Source organism: Hymenobacter fodinae (genome assembly GCF_004745825.1).
In the GTDB taxonomy this organism is placed as follows: domain Bacteria; phylum Bacteroidota; class Bacteroidia; order Cytophagales; family Hymenobacteraceae; genus Hymenobacter; species Hymenobacter fodinae.
The window spans coordinates 1,652,216-1,671,973 of the sequence record NZ_SRLA01000001.1 but is presented as its reverse complement, the minus strand read 5'-3'; the positions used below and the strand labels follow the sequence as shown (position 1 = coordinate 1,671,973).

General features: G+C 58.4%; 16 protein-coding genes. 7 read left to right on the top strand and 9 right to left on the bottom strand.

Annotated features, from left to right (window positions below; all coding sequences use genetic code 11):
* Window positions 1-20: 20 nt before the first annotated feature.
* Window positions 21-785 (bottom strand): Dph6-related ATP pyrophosphatase, encoded by a 765-nt coding sequence (locus EU556_RS07025; RefSeq protein WP_245327474.1) that lies wholly within the window; start codon window positions 783-785, stop codon window positions 21-23.
* Window positions 786-895: 110 nt separating this feature from the next.
* Here EU556_RS07025 and EU556_RS07020 point away from each other — a divergent pair, with 110 nt between their 5' ends.
* On the top strand, window positions 896-1,228 hold the full coding sequence (locus EU556_RS07020) for a hypothetical protein (protein WP_135432479.1): 333 nt from the start codon (window positions 896-898) through the stop codon (window positions 1,226-1,228).
* 73 nt (window positions 1,229-1,301) lie between these two features.
* Here the strand turns inward: EU556_RS07020 and EU556_RS07015 are convergent, their stop codons facing one another.
* Window positions 1,302-1,811, bottom strand: coding sequence for a DUF4126 family protein (locus tag EU556_RS07015; protein WP_135432477.1), 510 nt, complete (start codon window positions 1,809-1,811; stop codon window positions 1,302-1,304).
* Between the two features lie 91 nt (window positions 1,812-1,902).
* Window positions 1,903-2,328, bottom strand: coding sequence for a DoxX family membrane protein (locus EU556_RS07010; RefSeq protein WP_135432475.1), 426 nt, complete (start codon window positions 2,326-2,328; stop codon window positions 1,903-1,905).
* Between the two features lie 196 nt (window positions 2,329-2,524).
* On the opposite strand from EU556_RS07010, the gene EU556_RS07005 reads away from it, so the two are divergent.
* Both EU556_RS07005 and EU556_RS07000 read left to right on the top strand, forming a co-directional pair.
* Entirely contained in the window at window positions 2,525-3,388 is an 864-nt protein-coding gene (locus tag EU556_RS07005) for an aldo/keto reductase (protein ID WP_135432473.1), read from the top strand.
* Window positions 3,389-3,633: 245 nt separating this feature from the next.
* Window positions 3,634-4,074 carry a PPC domain-containing DNA-binding protein gene (locus tag EU556_RS07000; RefSeq protein ID WP_245327473.1) on the top strand — a complete coding sequence of 147 codons (441 nt, stop codon included), beginning with the start codon at window positions 3,634-3,636 and terminating at the stop codon, window positions 4,072-4,074.
* A gap of 82 nt (window positions 4,075-4,156) precedes the next feature.
* On the opposite strand, the gene EU556_RS06995 is transcribed toward EU556_RS07000, so the two are convergent.
* Window positions 4,157-6,010 (bottom strand): DUF885 domain-containing protein, encoded by a 1,854-nt coding sequence (locus EU556_RS06995; protein WP_135432469.1) that lies wholly within the window; start codon window positions 6,008-6,010, stop codon window positions 4,157-4,159.
* A 220-nt stretch (window positions 6,011-6,230) separates the two neighbouring features.
* On the opposite strand from EU556_RS06995, the gene EU556_RS06990 reads away from it, so the two are divergent.
* Together EU556_RS06990 and EU556_RS06985 are read left to right on the top strand one after the other, a co-directional pair.
* Window positions 6,231-6,947: a 3-ketoacyl-ACP reductase gene (locus EU556_RS06990; RefSeq protein ID WP_135432467.1), complete on the top strand. Its 717-nt coding sequence runs from the start codon at window positions 6,231-6,233 to the stop codon at window positions 6,945-6,947.
* A 200-nt stretch (window positions 6,948-7,147) separates the two neighbouring features.
* Window positions 7,148-7,897: a superoxide dismutase gene (locus tag EU556_RS06985; protein ID WP_135432465.1), complete on the top strand. Its 750-nt coding sequence runs from the start codon at window positions 7,148-7,150 to the stop codon at window positions 7,895-7,897.
* Window positions 7,898-7,981: 84 nt separating this feature from the next.
* Here the strand turns inward: EU556_RS06985 and EU556_RS06980 are convergent, their stop codons facing one another.
* From EU556_RS06980 to EU556_RS06960, 5 genes are all read right to left on the bottom strand, one after another.
* On the bottom strand, window positions 7,982-9,541 hold the full coding sequence (locus EU556_RS06980; protein ID WP_135432463.1) for a PepSY domain-containing protein: 1,560 nt from the start codon (window positions 9,539-9,541) through the stop codon (window positions 7,982-7,984).
* Between the two features lie 24 nt (window positions 9,542-9,565).
* A complete protein-coding gene (locus EU556_RS06975; protein ID WP_317128704.1) occupies window positions 9,566-11,941 on the bottom strand; it encodes a TonB-dependent receptor in 2,376 nt (791 codons plus the stop codon).
* 108 nt (window positions 11,942-12,049) lie between these two features.
* Complete coding sequence (locus EU556_RS06970; RefSeq protein ID WP_135432462.1) at window positions 12,050-12,433, bottom strand: hypothetical protein; 384 nt, start codon at window positions 12,431-12,433, stop codon at window positions 12,050-12,052.
* A gap of 164 nt (window positions 12,434-12,597) precedes the next feature.
* Window positions 12,598-13,758 carry a glycosyltransferase family 4 protein gene (locus EU556_RS06965; protein ID WP_167855486.1) on the bottom strand — a complete coding sequence of 387 codons (1,161 nt, stop codon included), beginning with the start codon at window positions 13,756-13,758 and terminating at the stop codon, window positions 12,598-12,600.
* A gap of 170 nt (window positions 13,759-13,928) precedes the next feature.
* Window positions 13,929-15,266, bottom strand: coding sequence for a carboxypeptidase-like regulatory domain-containing protein (locus tag EU556_RS06960; protein WP_135432458.1), 1,338 nt, complete (start codon window positions 15,264-15,266; stop codon window positions 13,929-13,931).
* Window positions 15,267-15,407: 141 nt separating this feature from the next.
* Between EU556_RS06960 and EU556_RS06955 the strand changes: the two genes are divergently transcribed.
* Window positions 15,408-16,424: an alkaline phosphatase D family protein gene (locus EU556_RS06955; RefSeq protein ID WP_135432456.1), complete on the top strand. Its 1,017-nt coding sequence runs from the start codon at window positions 15,408-15,410 to the stop codon at window positions 16,422-16,424.
* Between the two features lie 359 nt (window positions 16,425-16,783).
* On the top strand, window positions 16,784-19,669 hold the full coding sequence (locus EU556_RS06950) for an endo-1,4-beta-xylanase (RefSeq protein ID WP_135432454.1): 2,886 nt from the start codon (window positions 16,784-16,786) through the stop codon (window positions 19,667-19,669).
* Window positions 19,670-19,758 lie beyond the last annotated feature (89 nt).

Genomic DNA, 19,758 nt, shown 5'->3' with positions numbered 1-19,758 from the left:
TTAGTCTCTATTCTGGTCGGCTAGGCCAGGTGCAAATCGGTGTACCAGAAACCAGCGGCAAATGGGCTAGCCGATGTACTAGCCTCAGTGCCATATGTGCTAGTTGGGGTGGAGTTCTGCCTGGTAGCTGGTGCTTGGTACGTGCGGCGCACTAGCTCGCCGCGCTCAAACGGAATGGGACTACTGAAATAGGGCGCGTCGAACACGAAGCTGTGGTACTCGCCGTTTTCGCCGCAGGAGTCTACGCCGGCGGGCAGGTCGCGCAGGAAATCTTCGTCGAGTAGGCGGCCGCAGAAGCTTTGGTCGAGGTACCGGTCGTTTACGCACACCACCACGGCCCGGAAGCCTAGCGCCAAGTATTCGCGCAGCAGCTCTGCATTGGGGCGCTGCCAGAGGGGGAACACGGCCTGCATTCCCACGCGGGCCAGTTGCTGTTCGCGGTACTGCCGCAAATCTTCCAAGTAAATATCCCCGAAGACCGAATGCGTAATGCCCTGCTCTTGTAAGGGAGCCAGCGTAGCTCGCATCTGGGCTTCGTACTCGGCCATGTCGGGCATTTCTGGGAGCCGGAGCTGGGTGAGCGGCAGGCCAATGCGCTGGGCCTGGGCCTCCAGCAGCTCCAACCGTACCCCGTGCATTGATACCCGTTGGTAGTGCGTGTTCACGCTGGTGAGCAAGGCTTTTACGTGCAACTGCGGGTTGCGCAGGGCGTGGTAGAGGGCCAGGGCGGAGTCTTTGCCACCGCTCCAGTTCATGAGGGCCGCGGCCGGTACGGGTGAATGCATGCGCAATACTACAACGGCAACGGCAGGTTATCCGTGTAACTGAAACCCCTCGAGTACCGTCTTACCTATATTCCGTTCCTCTCCCTTGTAACTCATCCTATTCTTTCCGTATGAAACGCGCCCTTTCTCTTTTGCTGGCTACCGGACTTTTTGCGTCTCTCACCGCCTGCGACTATAGAAACACTCCCGGCAAAGACCCGCAAGTCAGCCAAGACTTCTCCACTGCCATGCCTGCCCGCCCCACCGAAACCCAGCGCGACAGCATTAGCGGAGGTGATGAGGCCTACACGCCCATTGGCAAAGGCTCAGCGAAGGACCAGCAAACCTCGGCCCAGGCAGGCCTAGAAGGCTCGCCCAGCAACCCTGGCTCTCCGAATGTGAACATGCCCAAGGGTAACCAAGAAGCACAAGGCACGGCCCGTAGCGCCCAGCCCGAGCAGTAGGCGTACCAACTACGAGAAAGCCCCGTAACATCACTGTTACGGGGCTTTTTGCTTATCCACTACGGCTTGCGCCTTACAGGGCCCACCGCCGGGGCTGAGGCTGCGCCACGTGGCTGCCTTTGGTGAGGGCTAGGCCCGAGCCTATGGTCAACAGGTCTTCTAGGCCACCTACTATACCGCCGGGCAGCCCTGAGCTTTGAGTGGCTTGCTTGCGCAGAAAGAAGCTGAGGTAGCTACCAGCCACTGCCGCTAAGCTACCGAGCAGTGCGCCATTCAGTAAGCTGCCGTGGTTTACTTTGTAAAGGGTGGCCCCAATCAGGGCACCTGAGGCAATGCGCCCGGCCAGCACGGGCGGGGCAATCCGATCGGGCATTTGGGGGAGTTTGTCGGCACCCATTTCGCCGAGGGCCAGCACTTTCAGGCCGTGGGCCACTAGGGGTTTTTGCAGGTACCGCAGGGGCGAGTCGGCCAGGGCTTGCGGATGATATTTCAGCAGGTTGCTGCTCAGTAGCGCGGGGGCCGTCATGCTGCGGAAGCCCGCTAGGCCACCCAAGCCGATGGTTTGCCAGAGGTGTTTGCTCATGATAATAATGGAAGGAAGTCGATGGAAGAATGGTCTTTCCTTGAACGGGAGGCGGCTTGCAATGGCCGAAGCCGGGCAGCAGAATCTGCCGCTACTGGCCTAGCGGCGCGGCCGGAGTCGTTACTTGGTCGAGGCAGAGACGGTTGTGCTGGCAGAGCAAGATGAGCCCCAGCACAAAGAGGCCGTACACCATTTGCGTGCCCACGGTATCCCACTGCTCAAGCAAGGCACTACCGAAGACCAGACTCGTTAGCACCAGCATAGCGGCGGTGAGGGCCGGGCGGGTAAACAGGCCTAGCAGCAACAGCACGCCAATGCCCGCCTCTATAAACGGCAGCACCGTGGCAAAGGCCTCTACCAGCGGCGCAGGCAGCGGAGAAGCCGCAAACTGTTTCACCAGCCCCGCCCGGAAACCAGCCAGCTTGGGCAGCCGTACCAGCCCATGCACCGCAAAATTGACACCCAGCAGTAGTCGGCCTAGCACAAAAGCCAGCGCCGGATTAGTAAGCTTTATCATGTTATTACGCGTAGAGGAAGTATTGCCTACGCATCGGCTGCGGTTGCAGTTAGCTGACCGTCATAGCTGCCACTTCTGGCTGCTAACCTGCGAGTAGGCGCGTGACTTTCTGCTGGTTTACCTGTTTACCTATTTCTGTACTAGCCCAGAAGCTTTCTAGGCCACTCACTATTCTTCCAAACACCAACTATTTCTCATGGCTGATCAAACCAACATCTCATTTGCCCCCACCTACACGCTGGGCGGCGACCTGACTGTCAACCGCATGGGCTACGGCGCTATGCGCATTACCGGCGAAGGCATTTGGGGCCCACCCCAAGACCACGACGAATCTATCCGGGTGCTGAAGCGGGCCGTGGAGTTGGGCATCAATTTCATTGATACTGCCGACAGCTACGGCCCCAACGTATCGGAGGAGCTGATTGCGGAGGCCCTTCATCCCTACCGCGCTGGGCTGGTTATTGCCACTAAAGGTGGCCTACTGCGCACAGGCCCCAACCAGTGGCCCATCAACGCCCACCCCGACCACCTGCGGGAAGCACTGGAAGGCAGCCTGAAACGCCTGAAGCTCGACCAAATTGACCTCTACCAGCTCCACCGCGTAGACCCCGAAGTGCCATTTGAGAAGACCCTGGAGTTTTTGCAGCAGGTACAAAAAGATGGCCTGGTGAAGCACATTGGCCTTTCGGAAGTAACCGTAGAGCAAATTCAGAAGGCGCAGGAGTACGTGAAGGTGGTATCGGTGCAGAACATGTACAGCGTGGATAACCGCAAGTGGGAAGCCGAGCTGGAGTACTGCGAGCAAAACGATATGGCCTTTATTCCGTGGTACCCGCTCAGCGGCGGCAACACCCAGGCCCTGAACAAGCTGGAGCAGATTGGGCAGAAGTACGACGCCAGCAAGCAGCAGATTGCCCTGAGCTGGCTGCTGCACCGCTCGCCTAACATCCTGCTCATCCCCGGCACGTCTAAAGTGAAGCACCTTGAGGAGAACGTGAAAGCCGCTTCTATTTCGCTTTCGCAGGAAGACATGGACGCACTAGAGTCGTTGGGCAAGTAGAGCGCCGCTTCTGCTGTTGAAGTTGTAGAGCGGTATGCTCGAAGCAATAAAAACCCATTCTGCTGGGCACATGCGCTTGGCAGGATGGGTTTTGTGCTTATTTACTTAATTCTGCTGAGCAGACGAGCAAGACCGACGTATAGCTGAGCTGAACCTGTTCCGTTTCCGCTATGAAAAAACTGCTGTTCTTACTTATCCTTGGCGGCCTTGGCTCTCGCCCACTGCACGCGCAATCAAAACCGGTTATGTCAGCTACTACTTCTGCCTCTCCGAAATACATTCGTACAGCTACTGGCTTTCTGATGGTGCTGCGCCAGGGAGATAATGTGTTGCAGGAGTTGGAGCAACTCGCCATCCGGGAGAAGATTCCGAGTGCCAGCCTTACGGGGCTAGGGTTCAGGCACCCCACGTTTGGGTTCTGGAATGCCCAAACCAAGGAGTACGCTCCCAAATCTTTCAGCGATACTGAAATGGCCAGCCTCACCGGCAGCATTGCCTGGAAGGACGGCAAGCCGGCCCTCCACCTGCACGGGGTGGCCACCGATAAAAACTTTACTGCCTACGGCGGCCACCTGCTGGCGCTGGAAGTGGGCACGGGCTCCATGGAGCTTACCATTACCACCCATCCGCAACGGCTAGAGCGCTTGGTTGATGAGCGCAACGGCGCCACCGTGTTAGGCCTCTAGGCCAGTTTTGCACATAAAAAAAGCCTAAGCGCTACGGGTCGTCCGCAGCACTCAGGCTTTTTTTAGTGACTTAGGGTTACACCTATCGGTTGTTAGCGGCCCAGTTGTCCATTTTGGTTTCCAACACAGCCAGCGGCATTACGCCATCTTTCAGCAGCTCGTCGTGGAAGGCGGCTAGGCTGAAGTGGGTGCGGTTCTGGCCAGCGTACTTCTCGCGCAGCTTGTCGTTGTGGGGGCCGAGCTGCTTGGCGTACTTCTCGCGCAGCTCCCGAATTTTTAGGGCTCCGATTTTATACGACAGCGCCTGCCCCGGAATAGCCATGTAGCGCTCAATTTCGGCAGTGGCCCCTTCCTCGCTGATGGCTTCGTTGTCGAGCATGTACTTGATGGCTTGCTCACGGGTCATGTTTTTGCTGTGCATGCCCACATCAACTACCAGGCGCACGGCGCGGTGCATCTCGTCGCCGAGGGCACCCATGTACTGGTAGGGGTCGGTGTAGAGGCCTAGCTCCTTACCCAGGCTTTCGGTGTAGAGGGCCCAGCCTTCGCCCATGGCCCCGTACCACGCAAACCGCCGAAACTTGGGCAACTCGGTGTTTTCCTGCTGTAACGAGGTCTGGTAGTGGTGGCCCGGAATGGCCTCGTGCAGAAACAACGACTCCATACCCGAGGTAACGTTGAACTTGGTGGCGTCTACAATCGGGATATAGAAGATACCTGGCCTAGAGCCGTCCGGGGAGCCTTGGTTGTACTCGGCCGAAGCCGAAGCCGCTCGGAACGCCTCCGTCTGCCTGATTTCAAACGGCGTTTTGGGGGTGCGCCCGAACATTTTAGGCAGGTTAGGCGTGATTTTAGCCTGGATGGCCCGGAACGCATTCAGCACTTCTTCTGGCGTTTTGTAGGGCATGAGCTTGGGGTCTTTTTTCAAGCTCTCGAAGAAGGATTTCAGGTCGCCCTTGTAGCCAACCTGCGCCTTTACCTTCTCCATTTCGCCCCGAATGCGCGCCACTTCCCGTAGGCCAGTCTGGTGGATTTCCTCCGGCGTTTTATCGGTGGTGGTCCAGCTCTTTACGTAGTAGCGGTAGATTTCTTCGCCGCCTGGCACCCCCGAAATACCGGTAGTAGCGCGGGCCTTGGGCGCATACTCGTTCTCGAGGAAGTCGCCCAGCTTCTTATAGGTGGGCACCAGCTCCTCCATGATGGCCTTTTTGTAAGCCTCGGTGAGGCGCTGCTTATCGGCCGCGGAAATGTCAGCGGGCATGCGCGTGATGGGGCCGTAGAACAGGCTCTTGGTAGGGTCGGTTACCTCCAGGTCGCGCATCTGCGGAATCATCTTCACCACCAGCGCCTTGGGCAGCACCACGCCGGCCTTCATGCCCTGCCGGAAGTTGCCGATAGCCGTATCGGCCCACACCGTGAAGCCGTGCACGCGGCCCAGCCAGTTCTCGTAGTCTTTGGTGGTTTTGAAAGGCTGTACGCCCTCGCCCGACCCGTACTGGCCTAGCGTGATGGGCAGGCCCCAAAACTGCTGGAACGGCATCATCCAGGTGTTCAGCTTCAGGCCCTCCAGCTTGGTTTGCAGGTCGTACCGGAAGATGTTGTAGCTGATGCGGTCATTCGGGGAGAGCGAAGCCGGGTCGAACTTCTGCAGACCATCGAGGTACTTCTGGTAGAACGCCCGCAGCTGCTCCCGAAACGCCTTGGTGCCGTCGTTGGGCAGCTGGTCGTTGTAACGGTTGTCGCCCTGGGTGGTGGCGTCGAGCGGAAACAGCTTAGCGTTTTCCTCCCAGTACATGTCAAACAGCTGATTGATGTCTTTCACGTCGGCGAGGCTGGTTTCGGCATCGGCCGCGCCACCATTGGCCGATTTTTGCTGGTTGCAGGCCGTTGCCAGGAGTGCCCCGGCCAGCAGGCCGGTTAGGGCTAATTTTTTCATTAACCGGATGAAGTAGAATGTGAAGCTTGAAGGTAAGTAGCCGGCGCTAAACCCCAATAGACCGGGGCTAGGGCATTTTCGTAGGGTGGCCTAGGCGCTTGTCAGCCAGCTTATCAGGGGGCAAGTGCGCAGCATTTTACTTGCTCTTGGCCCACCGCCTCATAACCGAACTGGCCTAGCGGAGTTATACAGCCACATCACTTGCATAATACTTCATCATATGAACTCACTCACTGGCAAAACGGCGTTGGTAACGGGAGCTGGAAAAGGTATCGGACGTGCCATTGCGGTGGCACTGGCCCAGGAAGGCGTGCACGTGGCCCTGCTGGCCCGCACCGAAAGTCAGCTGCGCGAAGTAGCGCAAGAAATTGAAGGCTTGGGCGTAAAAGCCGTAGTACTAACCGCTGATATTGCCGACCGCGCCTCCGTGGAAGCCGCCGTAAGCAAGGCTCAAGCCGAGCTCGGCGACCTGGATATCCTGATCAACAACGCGGGCATTGGCACCTTTGCTAAACTAGTCGATATGGACCCGGCCGAGTGGGAGAAAATCATTCAGGTAAACCTGCTGGGCACGTATTACGCCACCCGCGCCGTGCTACCCCAGATGATTGCCCGCGAAACCGGCGACATCATCAACATTGCTTCTACGGCGGGCCAGCGTGGCGCCGCTACCACCAGCGCCTACAGCGCCTCCAAATTTGCTATTCTAGGCCTCACCGAGTCGCTGATGCAGGAAGTGCGTAAGCACAACATCCGCGTTTCGGCCCTCACGCCCAGCACCGTAGCCACCGAGCTAGCCATCAACAATAAGCTCACCGACGGTAACCCCGACAAGGTGATGCAGCCCGAAGATCTGGCCGAGTTCATCATCTCCCAGCTCAAGCTCAACCGCCGCATCTTTATCAAAGAAGCCGGCATGTGGAGCACCAATCCGTAAGGGAGAGAGAAAGTGAGCGAGTTGGTATGAGGAGCTAAAACAAGACTTTACGCTTCCTCTCCAACGGCTTACTATTCGTCTCACAGCAGCAGAAGCGCAACCGTAGGCCCTTGGTATGGGTACAACCCTTACCTTGCGACTGGCACTCTTGTTGCCACGCTGTCTTCTTTTATCTTCCCTTCCATTCCTTCCATACGATCATGCTGAAGCGAGATTTCCTGAAAAACGGCCTACTGACCATGGTGGGTGCCCTCGTAAGCCCCGCCCTACTGGCATCCGCCCACGAAGAGAAGCTGCTGCGCGAAGCCCGCGCCATGCCCATGGCCGACGGCCCCTTCTCGCTGCCCGCTCTTCCCTATGCTTTCAATGCTCTAGAGCCGCACATTGATGCCAAAACGATGGAAATCCATCATGATGCGCACCACAAAACGTACGTTTCTAAGCTGAACGAAGCCGTGGCGGGCAAGCCCGAGGAGAAGCTGAGCCTGGCCCAACTGCTGGCCTCGGCTAGCAAGCAGCCCGATGCCATCCGCAATAATGCCGGCGGCCACTGGAACCACTCCTTCTTCTGGCTACTGCTGGCCCCCAAAGGCGGCGGGCAGCCCACCGGCGCTCTAGCCGCGGCCATCAACAAGGACTTCGGGAGCTATGAGAAGTTTCAGGAGGAATTCACGAAAGCGGCCACCGGTCGCTTCGGTTCTGGCTGGGCTTGGCTGATTCACGACAAGCAGGCGGGCAAACTGGCCATCACCTCTACCCCCAACCAGGACAACCCCCTGATGGACCTGCCCGGCATTCAGCGCGGCACGCCCCTGCTGGGTCTCGATGTGTGGGAGCACGCGTACTATCTCAAGTACCAAAACAAGCGCCCCGACTACGTGAAAGCCTTCTGGAACGTAATCAACTGGGCCGAGGTAAACCGTCGTTTCGACGAAGCCCGCAAAGGTTAAGCTGCACCCGCTTACAACACAAAAGGCCGCTCCAAGCTAGTTAGAGCGGCCTTTTTGTGTTCGTGGGTACCTCACCCACTCTTCCTACTTCACTTTCACAAACAGCCATAGGCCTAGCAACGACACTGCCAGCACGCCCAGCGCGGAGAGCATAGTCACGATGTCGCGGATGTCTTTCCCGGCTACGGTGCCGATGAAGTGGAACTTGTGCAGGAAGGCAAAGCTCAGCCCCTCATAGCGGTTGGCATTTTCGACGCGGGCGGCGAGACGGCTTGTGGCCGGCTCCACGTAGAGGGTAGTTTTGCCGGGAGTGTTGTAGGCCACTTTCACCACGGGCAGGCGCTTGTTGATGAAGCCGTATTCGCCCTCGAAATGATCAATGAACTCCGTCTTTTCAACTGACGGCAAAGCCGCCGCGCCATCTCCTTCCTGAAAAAACGTGTTAGCTAAGGCGCGGGCGTGCCGCGTGGCCCCATCGGGTAGCAGCTGACCGGTGGCGGCGCTGTAGTAGGCCACTGCCTCGGGCTTCACCGCTTCAACAGGCTGCCCGGTACTGGCTCCGGGTGCAGTTTTGTTAGCCGTATTGTCATCGATGGGCAGATGAAAAACCTGGTAGTACACCTGCCCGTCAAATTCAGCGAGAGCCACGTTTTGCACGGTTTTCCACTGGAGCGGCAGCGCAGTCAGATCGACCTGCAACTGGCCTAGCGGTATGGCAGGGGCGTGCTGGTAACGCAGCCGGTCGTCGGGGTGCAGCTTGAGGTATACGTGATAAGCCCCGCTGCCGGCAAAGGTGAGCGTGACGAAAGCCACCGCCAACCCTACCTGCCGGTGGTACTTGCGCAGCCACCCCACTGTATCCTGAGCATTGCGCGGCTTGCGGAAGCGCTTCCACATGAACCCGTATATCACTAGGCCACTCAGGGTGGAAGCTAGAATGATGCTTAGCAGCCCCAGCATTACCACTACCCGAAATGTGTTGCCGCCAACCAGCTCCAGAAACGACCAGTTGTGCAGCAGGTCAAACACCTTGATGAAGGCACTGCGGGCGCGGTTGTTGAACGTGGCCATCCGGGCGGGCATCGTTTCCACGTACACCGTCAGCCCATCGGGCCGGTCGAAGGTTATTTTCCAGACGGGCAGCAGACGGTTCACGAACTTGTATTCCCCGTCAAAAGCTGTCAGGCGCGTAGCCGAAGCCACCCGCGCGGTGGAGTCTTGCGCGAAATACCGGGCCAGCTGCTCGGCGTATTGACGGTCGGCGGTGGCGGGCAGCTCTAGGCCAGTAGTGGCGCTGAAGTAGCGTGGCACGGCTGTAGGCGTTTCTATTAGTACCTGATACGTGGGCTGCCCCTGCCAGCGCACCAGCCGCACGTTGCGCAGACTGGGCACGTTGTTCTGGCGGAGCACCTGCTGCAAAGGCACCGTGAGGCGCGGGGCGGGCACGGGCACCAGAAACTCCCGCGCAATCTTCGGCCGGAACCAGTTGCTCATCAGCGGGTGCGTCAGGCCACTCAGGGTCCAGAAGATAACGGGTATCACCGTGATGATGCCCAGGATGCGGTGCCAGCGGTACATATTGCGCTGCACCACGCGCCGGACTGATCCGACCGGGGCGGCAGGCGCTTGAGTTGTTGGTTGCATACTATATGGGTTGCAGGCCAGCGCCTACTTTTTGCCGATGAAGTTGTATTGCACGCCCACCGTGAAGGTGCGCGGGGCTCCGGGAGTATAGGTAGTGCGGTCGGTGCGGGCGTTGCCGCGGGTGGCGGCGGTGGCGTACAGCTCGTTGGTAGCGTTGAGTAGGTTCACGAATACCTCTAGGGTTTCGCGCCAGCTATAGCCGGTGCGCAGGTTGAGCACGCTCACGCCGCGGGCCCCAAATAGGCCTTTGTCGTTGTACTGCACGCGGTTTACTTGGTCCTGGTACCAGCTGCTGATGCGCTGGTACTCGGCGGCGGCGCGGAAGCCGGGCAGCCACTGCGGCTTGTAGGTCAGCTCGGTATTAGCCACCCAACGCGGGGCCTGGGGCATGTCGTTGCCGTTTACGTTCTGCACTGCATCGGTTTGGATGGCGCTGAGCTGGAAATCCTCGAAGCGGTGCACCGCGTTGGTACCGCCGAAGCGAAAGAACAGCTCGGCCGTGGGCTTGTAGGTCAGGCTGTACTCGATGCCGCGGTGCAGGGTTTTGCCGGCGCTTTGGTAGTCAGTGGAGTTATCGGGCTGCCGGATGTTAAGCAGCTCATTGCGACCATCCAACTGGTACAGGGCCACATCTACATATACCTTGTTCTCGAGCAGAGAAGCCCACCCCCCAATTTCACGGTTGAAGAAACGGGCTGGCTTCAGGTTGTAGTAGAACTCGGCCGGTGCCCCGGCAGGCGTGTTGGGCCGCTTCCGAAAAATGGCCGTGAGGCCCGGCGGCGAGAAGCCCTGGCTGTAGTTGGCGTACAGCCCGCGACCGTGGCCCAGATCATACGTCAGCCCAATTTTGGGCGTGGCCTGCTGGAAGGTTTTGTTGCCGCTCGACTGGTCGAGGTAGTTGTTATAATCGAACGACAGCCGGTCGAACCGCCCGCCTAACGTGAGTTGCAGACGCTCCAACGGGTGCACATCCAACTGCGCATACACTGCCGAGTTAAGCAGGTCGGTGTCGTAGTCGGCAATGGGCCGGTCGGGTCGGTCGGCTGTTACGGTGTAGCGCTCCACCGACTTCTTATCGGCCCGTAGTTGAGCCGCGAGGTCAATTTGGTGGGCGTTGTACTGGGTGGGCGAGTAATCGAAGCTGGTACCCGCCAGCAGCTTTGAGTTCAGCCAGTTGAACTGCACACTGTGCTGCGCCAGCAGACCATAACTCTTGAACTTGCTCTCGTTAATCTCACCAGTGGCGGTGCTAGCCCCCGACCGCCACCGAATGCCGTAAGTGGGGTTTTGCCCAACGTTATTATCACGGAAGAAGGCCGTGAGCGTGGTTTGGTTACACTCGTTCCACTGCTGCTCGGCGGTGAGGCGGGCGCGCAGGGCGTAGGTTTTGCGGTACGTGAAATCAGTGGTGCTGCTGTATTGACGGCGGTAGTAGGCCACGCTGTCAGTGGGGCTGCTAGTCTGGGAGTCGTAGTCGTTGTAGGAGGCCGCGGCGGTGAGGCGGGTCTTGTCCGACAGGGCATACTCCACCCGGCCGTTCACCGATACCTTGTCGTAGTCGGAGCTGGCAGCCCAGCCGTTGCGCTGCCGGGCCACATAGCCACTCACGTAGGCCCCCAATTTCGGGGAGGCCATGCCCCCACCCCCAAACTGCAGGCGCCGGTAGCCGTACTGGTCTGCCTGCACGCCCACGCTGGCCGTGGGCACGCTGGTGGGCCGCTTGGTCAGCACGTTGAGGGCGCCGCCCACGGCCTCAGGGCCATAGAGCGAGGAAGCCGGCCCTTTCACTATTTCGATGGAGTTGATGGCCAGCGGGTTGGTTTCCAGCAGGGCATTGTGGTTGAACACGCCCATGGGCCGCAGTGGAATCCCATCTTCCAGGTACAGAAAGTAGGCCGAGGTGCCAAAGGGCTGCCGGATGCCCATGGCGTGCTGCTCGTTGCCGTAGTTGAGCATCACCACGCCCGGCACCTTATTAATCAGCTCTACCAGCAGCGTGGGCTTGGTGTCCTGAATGACGGTGGGCGAGAGTTTGGAAATGGCCACCGGAGCGTCGGTGCGCAGCTGGGCTTCGCGGCTGGCGGTTACCACTACTGTTTGCAGGTCTTCCACGGCTGGCTCCAGCGCCACCCGTAGGCCACTGCTTTCGGTGGGCACAGCCAGCGTAAAAGGCTTGTACCCCACGGCCGACACCACTACCTGGGTGGCATCGGTGGTGAGCGAAAACTGGCCGGTGGCATTAGTTGCCGTTCCGAGTTGGGCGTCGGGGGTGCGCACGGTGGCACCCACCAAAGGTTCTTTGGTGGTGGCGTCGAACACGCGGCCCGTGAGGGTACGCTGTGCCCACGCCGCCTGGCTCATCAGTACGAGAGCCAGGGGCAGCAATACACGTTTTTTCACTGAAAAAAGGTTGATTGTACGGCAGGCCGTGCCCGTTTCTGCTCACCACAAAAGGCAGCACGAAGCCGGGCCGCTAGGCCTGTCAAATTCCGAGAAGGCGGGGTACAATCAGCCCTGTGCGGGCGGGTAGTCGGGGCCGGGCCGGTCCCAGGCATAGTGGCCTACGCGGAAGGCAGCGTAGCGCGTAGCTTCCAGAAAAGTGGCCGGGGGTGTGAGGCGCAAAGGCACCACGGTAGCGCAAAACAGCGTGAGGGTTTCCTGCGCAGCCTGCTTGCTGCCGGTTTGTTGTTTCTGCTCCCGCTCTTCCTGGGCTTTTAGCTCCTTGCGCAAATGGCAGCGGCCGTTACACTTCAGCTGAGGCTTGTCGCGGTTGATACAGAGTACCCGCGCAATGTAATCCTGGTTCAGCCACCAGCCTGCCACAATGCCAAACCGCCCGGTGCATTGCACCATGAGCGAGCAAAGAAGCAGAATAGCAACGGCTTGGCGCATGCGGGAAGAAAACAAGAAGAGCTAGGCCAGTTAGCTCCGCGGCTGCAAAGGAACAACCTGAACCGTACGCGGCCAACTTTATTCTTCGCCTACGCGCTTACCAGGCCTGGGGGTTATGGTAGCGCTTGGCAGCACAGGCCTAGCCACGCTAGCCGTCTGGCAGGCTAGTGGCTTGCGTGTACCAGCGCTTGCTCGTAGAGCGCAACCAACTGGGGCCTAATAATATCGGGGTGAAATTCCTGTTCGTAGCAGCGCCGCGCATTCTCGGCCATCACCGCGTATTCTGCCTCTGACAAGGCAAACAGCTTATCTAGGGCCTGCGCTGCTTCTTCGGGCGAGGTCACGGCAAACCCGGCGTTGTAGGCTGTCACTTTATCGTGGATCGGTACCTGCGTTGAGATAATAACGGGCTTGTAGCAGGACAGTGCCTGTGCAATGCTAAGCCCAAACCCCTCTGAGCGCGACAGTTGCATGTACACCTTCGACTCCGCCAAGACGGTATTCCGGTCGGCCTCCGATAGTTTGCCGGTAAACACAACGTCTTCCCCAACTTTCAGCTTAAGCCGATGGCAGAGCTGTTCCCTTTCGGCCGTTGCCTGCTTATCAGCGGGGCCAATCAGGGCGTACGTCACTCCCTTCGCGTGGTCCGAGGTCGTTTTAAATAGGTGAAACGCCGTTAGTGCTAAGTCTATCCCCTTGGTGAATATGCTGAAGCGGCCAATAAAACATACCTGAGGCTTCAGAGCCGCAAGGTTTAGCGGAATATTGGTGTCGCTCACTTGGTTTGCTACCACGCGTACCGGCGAGTTGGTAATGTTTTTCAGGTAGCCCGCGCACCTGGCCGTAATTCCGTGCACCACGGCGGCATTATCCAGCACGTATTTATCAAACACCCGGGTAAAGGCATTGCGGTACATCCGCTTGAGGACCGGCCGCTTCTTCTTGAAAGCCGGATCATACACAAACGAGTCGTGTGGGGTTATCAGGTATGGAATGTTATACTTGGTCAGCAACCTACAGATCAAATAATTATCGAGGTTGTAGATGTGACTCAAATGGAAAATGCACGTCTCGCCCCGAACTGTTTTCAGCCAGTTTTGAAAGGCAATTGGCAGTTGCAACTTATTGCAGTTTCTTATCCCAAACTTGTGGATACAAATGTCATCTGAATGCTCCACCTGGTACCAGTCGGGGGCTTGCTCTAAGCTGAACTCGATAAACTGAATTATAAAATCGGCCTTTAACGCCTGGGTTAATCGGTAGTTGAATTCGGCCAGCCCATCAGCCGCTTCCGTGCGGTAGTGGCCGGGGATATATACTGTCACTCTGTTAGCCGCTCGGTCGGTCATTATCTACAAAACGCCCAAGGCGGTTGGCGGTCATCAATTGCGCGTTGTCTAAACGCACCGCGTACCTAAGACGGTATTCCGTAGGCTTGGGTTAGAAAAAAGCCTCCCGCTGTAGCAGGAGGCTTTTTGCTGGAGCCTACAGCAGGCTAGCGGGCAGGCCTAGTGGGGGCGGGCTTCACCATTGTGCCGAAGGCACCCTTCTTCTCGAAGGCGGCAATAACTTCGTCTTCCACGGGCGTGCGACGCACTACGGGGTTGTTGGCCCAAAACTCGGGGTCGTATTTGATGCTGCGGATGGCCGTCAGGTCGCGGTCCTGCAGGCTCACGCGAGCGTACGGGATGCTGGTGGGCGTGGTGTTGGTGTCGTAGAAGAAGGTAAACGACGACACGTTAAGCGGCGTCACGTCTTTGCCGCTTACGAGGTTGGCGGTCAGGTTGGTTTTCATGTACTCCAACGGGGCCACCTCCCCTTCTGTGTTCTGGAAGCTCATCTCAATGTCGAGCTTGGTGTCGCGGAACTTCTGATCGGGATTGTTCGTGCCGCCCGTGAAGTTAGGTGTAGTCATGTGGTAGCGAACTACGCGGTAGGTGTCAATATCAATCCAGATGGTGCCTTCCGACTTGTACTTAGTCAGCTCGGGCCGGGTATTGAAGTTGATTTCCGCAATGCCGCCCTTGGTTGTGTCGGCTCCGGCCACAATGCCCTTCAGCTCCAGCTCGTAGTTTTTCACCACGTTGGGGCTCAGCAAGGCGAGCGACTTGGTAGTATCGGCGCTGGGGTCGAAGAGACCGTACGACTTGGTGTAGAGCGAGAAGTTGCTGAAGTTGGTAATGGCCTGCTTACCGGCGTAGCGACCCTGAGCAATGGCCGTACCCTCAATACGGGCGTTGTTCGACTTCACGTTCCAAACTACCTCCTGCAGCTCGGTGGGCTCGTTGTCGATGCGGGTAGTTTGGCGGTAGAAGGCCTTGCCATAGAACTTGCGGCGGTAGTTGCGCTGCATGTTGCGGAAGGCCCGGTCTACGAGCTGAAAGGGGTAGCTGCCCACTTTTACTTCGGGCAGCACAATGGAGGCCGAGCCCAGCGCAATTTCAATGACCTGGGTGGGGCTGGTGATGCGCAGGGTGTCGCGCACGTGGCCTAGCTCCGAGGCCAGCAGCACTACCGGCAGCTTCGCCACTTTCAGCGTAAACTCGCCTTCCATGTTGGTGGCAGTACCGTTGCCGGTACCCTGCACGGCCACGCTGGCGAAGGGTAGCCGCTCCTTAGTGTCTTTGTCAATTACAATACCCTTTAGCTGCACCTGGGCCTGGGCGGCGGGGGCCAGCAGCACCCCGAGCAACAGAAACACTACCGGCAGCAGCCAGCGACGGAAGGAAGTAACAGAGGAAGGTTGGGCAGTTGAATACAAAACAGCCTGGTAGTTTAGAAGATGAAACGAGTAACCCAGCCCCGACATAACGCCAATTGGGGCCAGAGGCATATACCACCTTGCAAAACTAAGGCCGTACTGTGGCAAACCGAAGGATTTTATCGGCAAGAGAGGCCTAGGCCTCTCTATACTTTTGCGTTGGTAACACAGACTTCATCTGCGGGCCAGCGCTACCGGCTGCATCTTTGCCATATGAACAAGCCTTTGTCTTTTCTGCTCGGCGCCAGCCTGCTATTGAGCGGCACCACTGCCAGCGCTCAAAAAACCAAAGAAGAGCTGCGGATTGCTTTTGGCTCCTGCAACCGCCACGACCTGCCCCAGCCTCTCTGGGATGATATTGCCCGCGACCAGCCCAACGTCTGGATTTGGCTGGGTGACAACATCTACGGCGACTCCGACGACCCAGCCGTGCTGCGCGCCAAATACGACGCCGAGTTCAACCAGGAGGGCTACCGCCGCCTGCGCGAGCAGGGCACCACTATCATCGGCACCTGGGACGACCACGACTACGGCCGCAACGATGGCGACAAAAACTACCCCTTTAAGGCGCAGAACCAGCAGCTTGCACTTGATTTTCTGCAGGAGCCAGCTGATAGTCCGCGACGCAAACAAGAGGGCATTTACGCAGCCTATACTTACCGCGTCGGCCGTAAAAAGGTGAAGGTGATTTTGCTGGATGACCGGTATTTTCAGGATACGCTTTACCGTGATGCCCAGCAAGTGTATCACCCTAACCCGACCGGCGACATCCTCGGGGAGGCACAGTGGCAGTGGCTGCAGCAGCAACTCCAGAACTCTGATGCCGATGCGCACATCATTGCCTCGGGTATTCAGTTTCTGCCCCAGGAGCACCGCTTCGAGAAGTGGGCCAACTTTCCGGCTGCCCGTCAACGTCTGCTGCAGCTGCTGGCCTCCAGCCAAGCCAAAGGCGTACTGCTCATCAGTGGCGACCGGCACATTGGCGAAATATCTAAAATGACGGTGCCCGGGGTGGCCTACCCCGTATATGAAGTCACCTCCAGTGGCCTAACCCATCCGGCCACGCATAACACCGCCGAGCCCAACCAATACCGAGTGGGGCCACTAGTGAATGACAAGCACTACGCCCTGTTTCAGTTTCGTCGGCAACGGCGGAAGCTAGTAGTTACGGCCTCCTTGCGCGGTGACGCGGGTAAGGTGTTTTACACAAAGCAAATAGTGTTGCATTAGAGTAGGCTCAATCTCACACTGTGCTACTTGACATCAGGTTCTGATTCACACTTCCACAGCACCGGTGGCCTAGGCCACTCTATGTGTTGTGCTATACCTCATCACTAGCAAGTTATAGCTTATTAAAGCAAGCCCCTATCTGGCCTAGCTTGATTACATAATTTTGTGATTAATAGATTTTAACCTACCGAAACCGATTGCAATTTACTACCGCAATCGGTTGCATATTCTTTCTGTTGGGGGCTCCTATTTGGTGCGTTTGGAGGGATAATGATGATTCTATATTAGGACAAATATTAGTTGATGTAGAATTCGGCTAATGTCATTCCTGTCCTCATTCATCCCAAACCCACCACAGTATGATCAAACTCCGACGCTTATTCGGGCTTCTTGGATTGCTGTCTGCCCCCCTGGCAGTGCACGCGCAGAACGCTCCGGTTACGGTTCAGGCCGAAGCCGGCACCATCCGGGACGCGGCTGCCACTCCGGCTGCCCTTACATTCTCATCTGAAGCGGGAACCGGCTTTTTGCGAGTTGTTGGCGACTTCGTAACCCTGAACGGCTCAACGCAGAGCCCCAACGCCGACAACCGGGTGGTATCGTACAACATCACCTTCCCCGGCCCCGGCACGTATGATCTGTACGCCAGAGTTCGGGTTGGAAGCGGTGGCTTCAACGACGACAGCTATTATGTGCCCAACTCCTTCGGGACGCGGTCGGCGTTTGAAACCAGCCGCTGGGTAAATGCCAATGGCCTAGCCGGCGGCGGCTACACTAATGCCACCGACGTGGTTAGCGCCGCGGGCACAGTAGGCACCAATAACGTCTGGAAATGGGTGAGAATGTCGTCCTTCGGGTCCAGCGCTTATACGGTTCCGGCGGGTAGCCTCACCCAAACTTTCGAAATTGGCAGCCGCGAAAACGGGCTTGACATCGACAAGTTTGTGTTCGGGGCCTCGGGGGTGTTCTTCACCGTTGATAACCTCGACAAAGGCCAGCAGGGCTCGGTTACGCCCCCGCCCCCACCCTTCAACCCGCCCGGGCCGCCCATTGCCACGGGCAAGCCGAAGTTCCTCGGCGGGGTGTACAGCAACCCGCAGAAAGTCAACTTTGGGAAGTACTTCAACCAAGTGGTTTCGGAGAATGGCGGCAAGTGGGGCAGCGTAGAAGGCACCCGCAACGTGATGAACTGGGCCGACCTCGATTCCTCCTACCTCAGAGCTAAGCGCCAGAATATTCCCTTCCGGATGCACGTGCTAATCTGGGGCAACCAGCAGCCTTCCTGGATTGAGAACCTCCCCCCGGCTGAGCAGTTGGCCGAAATCAAGGAGTGGTATGCAGCCGTGGCGCAGCGCTACCCCGATATTGCCTTCCTGGAAGTGGTAAACGAGCCTACTCACGATGCGCCCGTCAAGCAAAGCCCCACCGACCAAGGCAGCGGCAACTACATTGAGGCCCTGGGCGGCAAAGGCGCTACCGGCTGGGACTGGGTAATTACCTCTTTCCAACTGGCTCGCCAGTACTTCCCCAACACCCCGCTGATGCTCAACGACTACAGCGTGGAAAACACCACCGCAGGGGCGCAGCAGTACCTCAATATCATCAACCTGCTGAAGCAGCGCAACCTAATTGACGTGGTAGGTATTCAGGGTCACGCCTTCTCCACGCAGCCTACACCGGCGGCTTCGCTCACGGCCAACCTGAACCTGCTGGCATCTGCTGGCTTCCCACTCTACATCACGGAGCTTGATATTGACGGCCTTCAGGATGAAGTGCAGCTGGCCGAGTACCAGCGCGTGTTTCCGCTGTTCTGGGAGCACCCCGCCGTGAAGGGAGTTACACTGTGGGGCTACCGCCCCGGCCATTGGCGCACGGCCCAGGGTGCCTATCTGGCCTACGAGAACGGTGCCGAGCGGTCGGCCTTGAAGTGGCTCCGCGACTACGTTCAGCGCACCGATATTTCTACCATCACCACTGGTAATTTGGCCGCTACCACTTTCTGCGTGGGCAGCCCGGTTAGCGTACCCTTCACGGTGGAGGGAGCAGTAACCGCTAACCGCACCTTCACGGCGCAGCTCTCCGATGCGGCGGGCAGTTTCACGGCTCCTACGGCCATCGGCTCCGTCACGGCTTCGGCGGCGGGTAGCTACACCATTGCGGCCACCATTCCGGCCACGGCCACCGCGGGCACGCTCTACCGCATTCGGGTAGTAAGCACCTCACCTTCGGTTTTCGGCAACGCCAACAGCACCAACCTCACACTGAAGGCCCTGCCCACGGCTACTTTGAGCGGTACTACGGCCATCTGTGCCGGCTCTAGTGCTACCCTGAGCGTGGCTCTCACCGGCACAGCACCCTGGTCCGTGACCTACACCGATGGCACCACGCCCGTAACGGTAACGGGTATCACGGCTTCGCCCTATACGTTCTCGGTGAGCCCAGCTAGCACCAGCACCTACGCACTCACGGCCGTTTCCGATGGCTCCTGCACCGGCACCGCCCTCAGCGGGCAGGCGGTAGTAACCGTGAACCCGCTGCCAACCCCTAGCCTAGCGGTTACGCCTGCCAACGACGTGTACACCGGGGGCGTGCCCACTACTCTCTATCTGGGTTACGGACCACAAAGCGTAACGCTCACGGCTACGGGCGGCACCAGCTACAGCTGGAGCCCCGCCGCTGGCCTCAGCAATGCCGCCATTGCCAACCCCGTATTTACGGCCACCCAGCCCGGCGTGTATCGCTATGTAGTAACCGTAACCAACGGGTTTGGCTGCTCGGCCACCCAGGAGGTAACGCTTACGGTGCTGGACGTGCGCTGCAGCAACAACGCCAATTCCGACAAGGTGCTGGTGTGCCAGAACGGCAAGGTGATTTGCGTATCGGTGAATGCCGTGCCTGCCCACCTGAAGAAAGCCGGCAACGGCCTGGGCTCCTGCACGCCCGAAGCCAGCAGCAACGTGGCTAGCGCCATGGGCGACGCGCTAGGCCAGTCGTTTGATACGTACCCCAACCCATTCACCGACCGCTCCGTGATTCGGTTCCGGAGCGCCGCCACGGCACCGGTGCAGCTGCAGGTGTACAACCAGCTAGGCCAGTTGGTAGCCACGCTTTACCAAGGTGTAGCCGAAGCCGGCCGCGACTACGAAACCACGCTCGAAGGCCGCTCCCTGACCGAGGGCGTATATACCTGCCGTCTGGTTTCAAATGGCAAAGTGGAAACCAAGCGCCTCGTGCTGGTGAAATAACCACTGAGGTTCTTTAGCTTTCGAGTACATAGGTAGAGAGGGCAGCTGAATTCAGCTGCCCTCTCTTTTCTAGGCCACTTGCGCAGCAG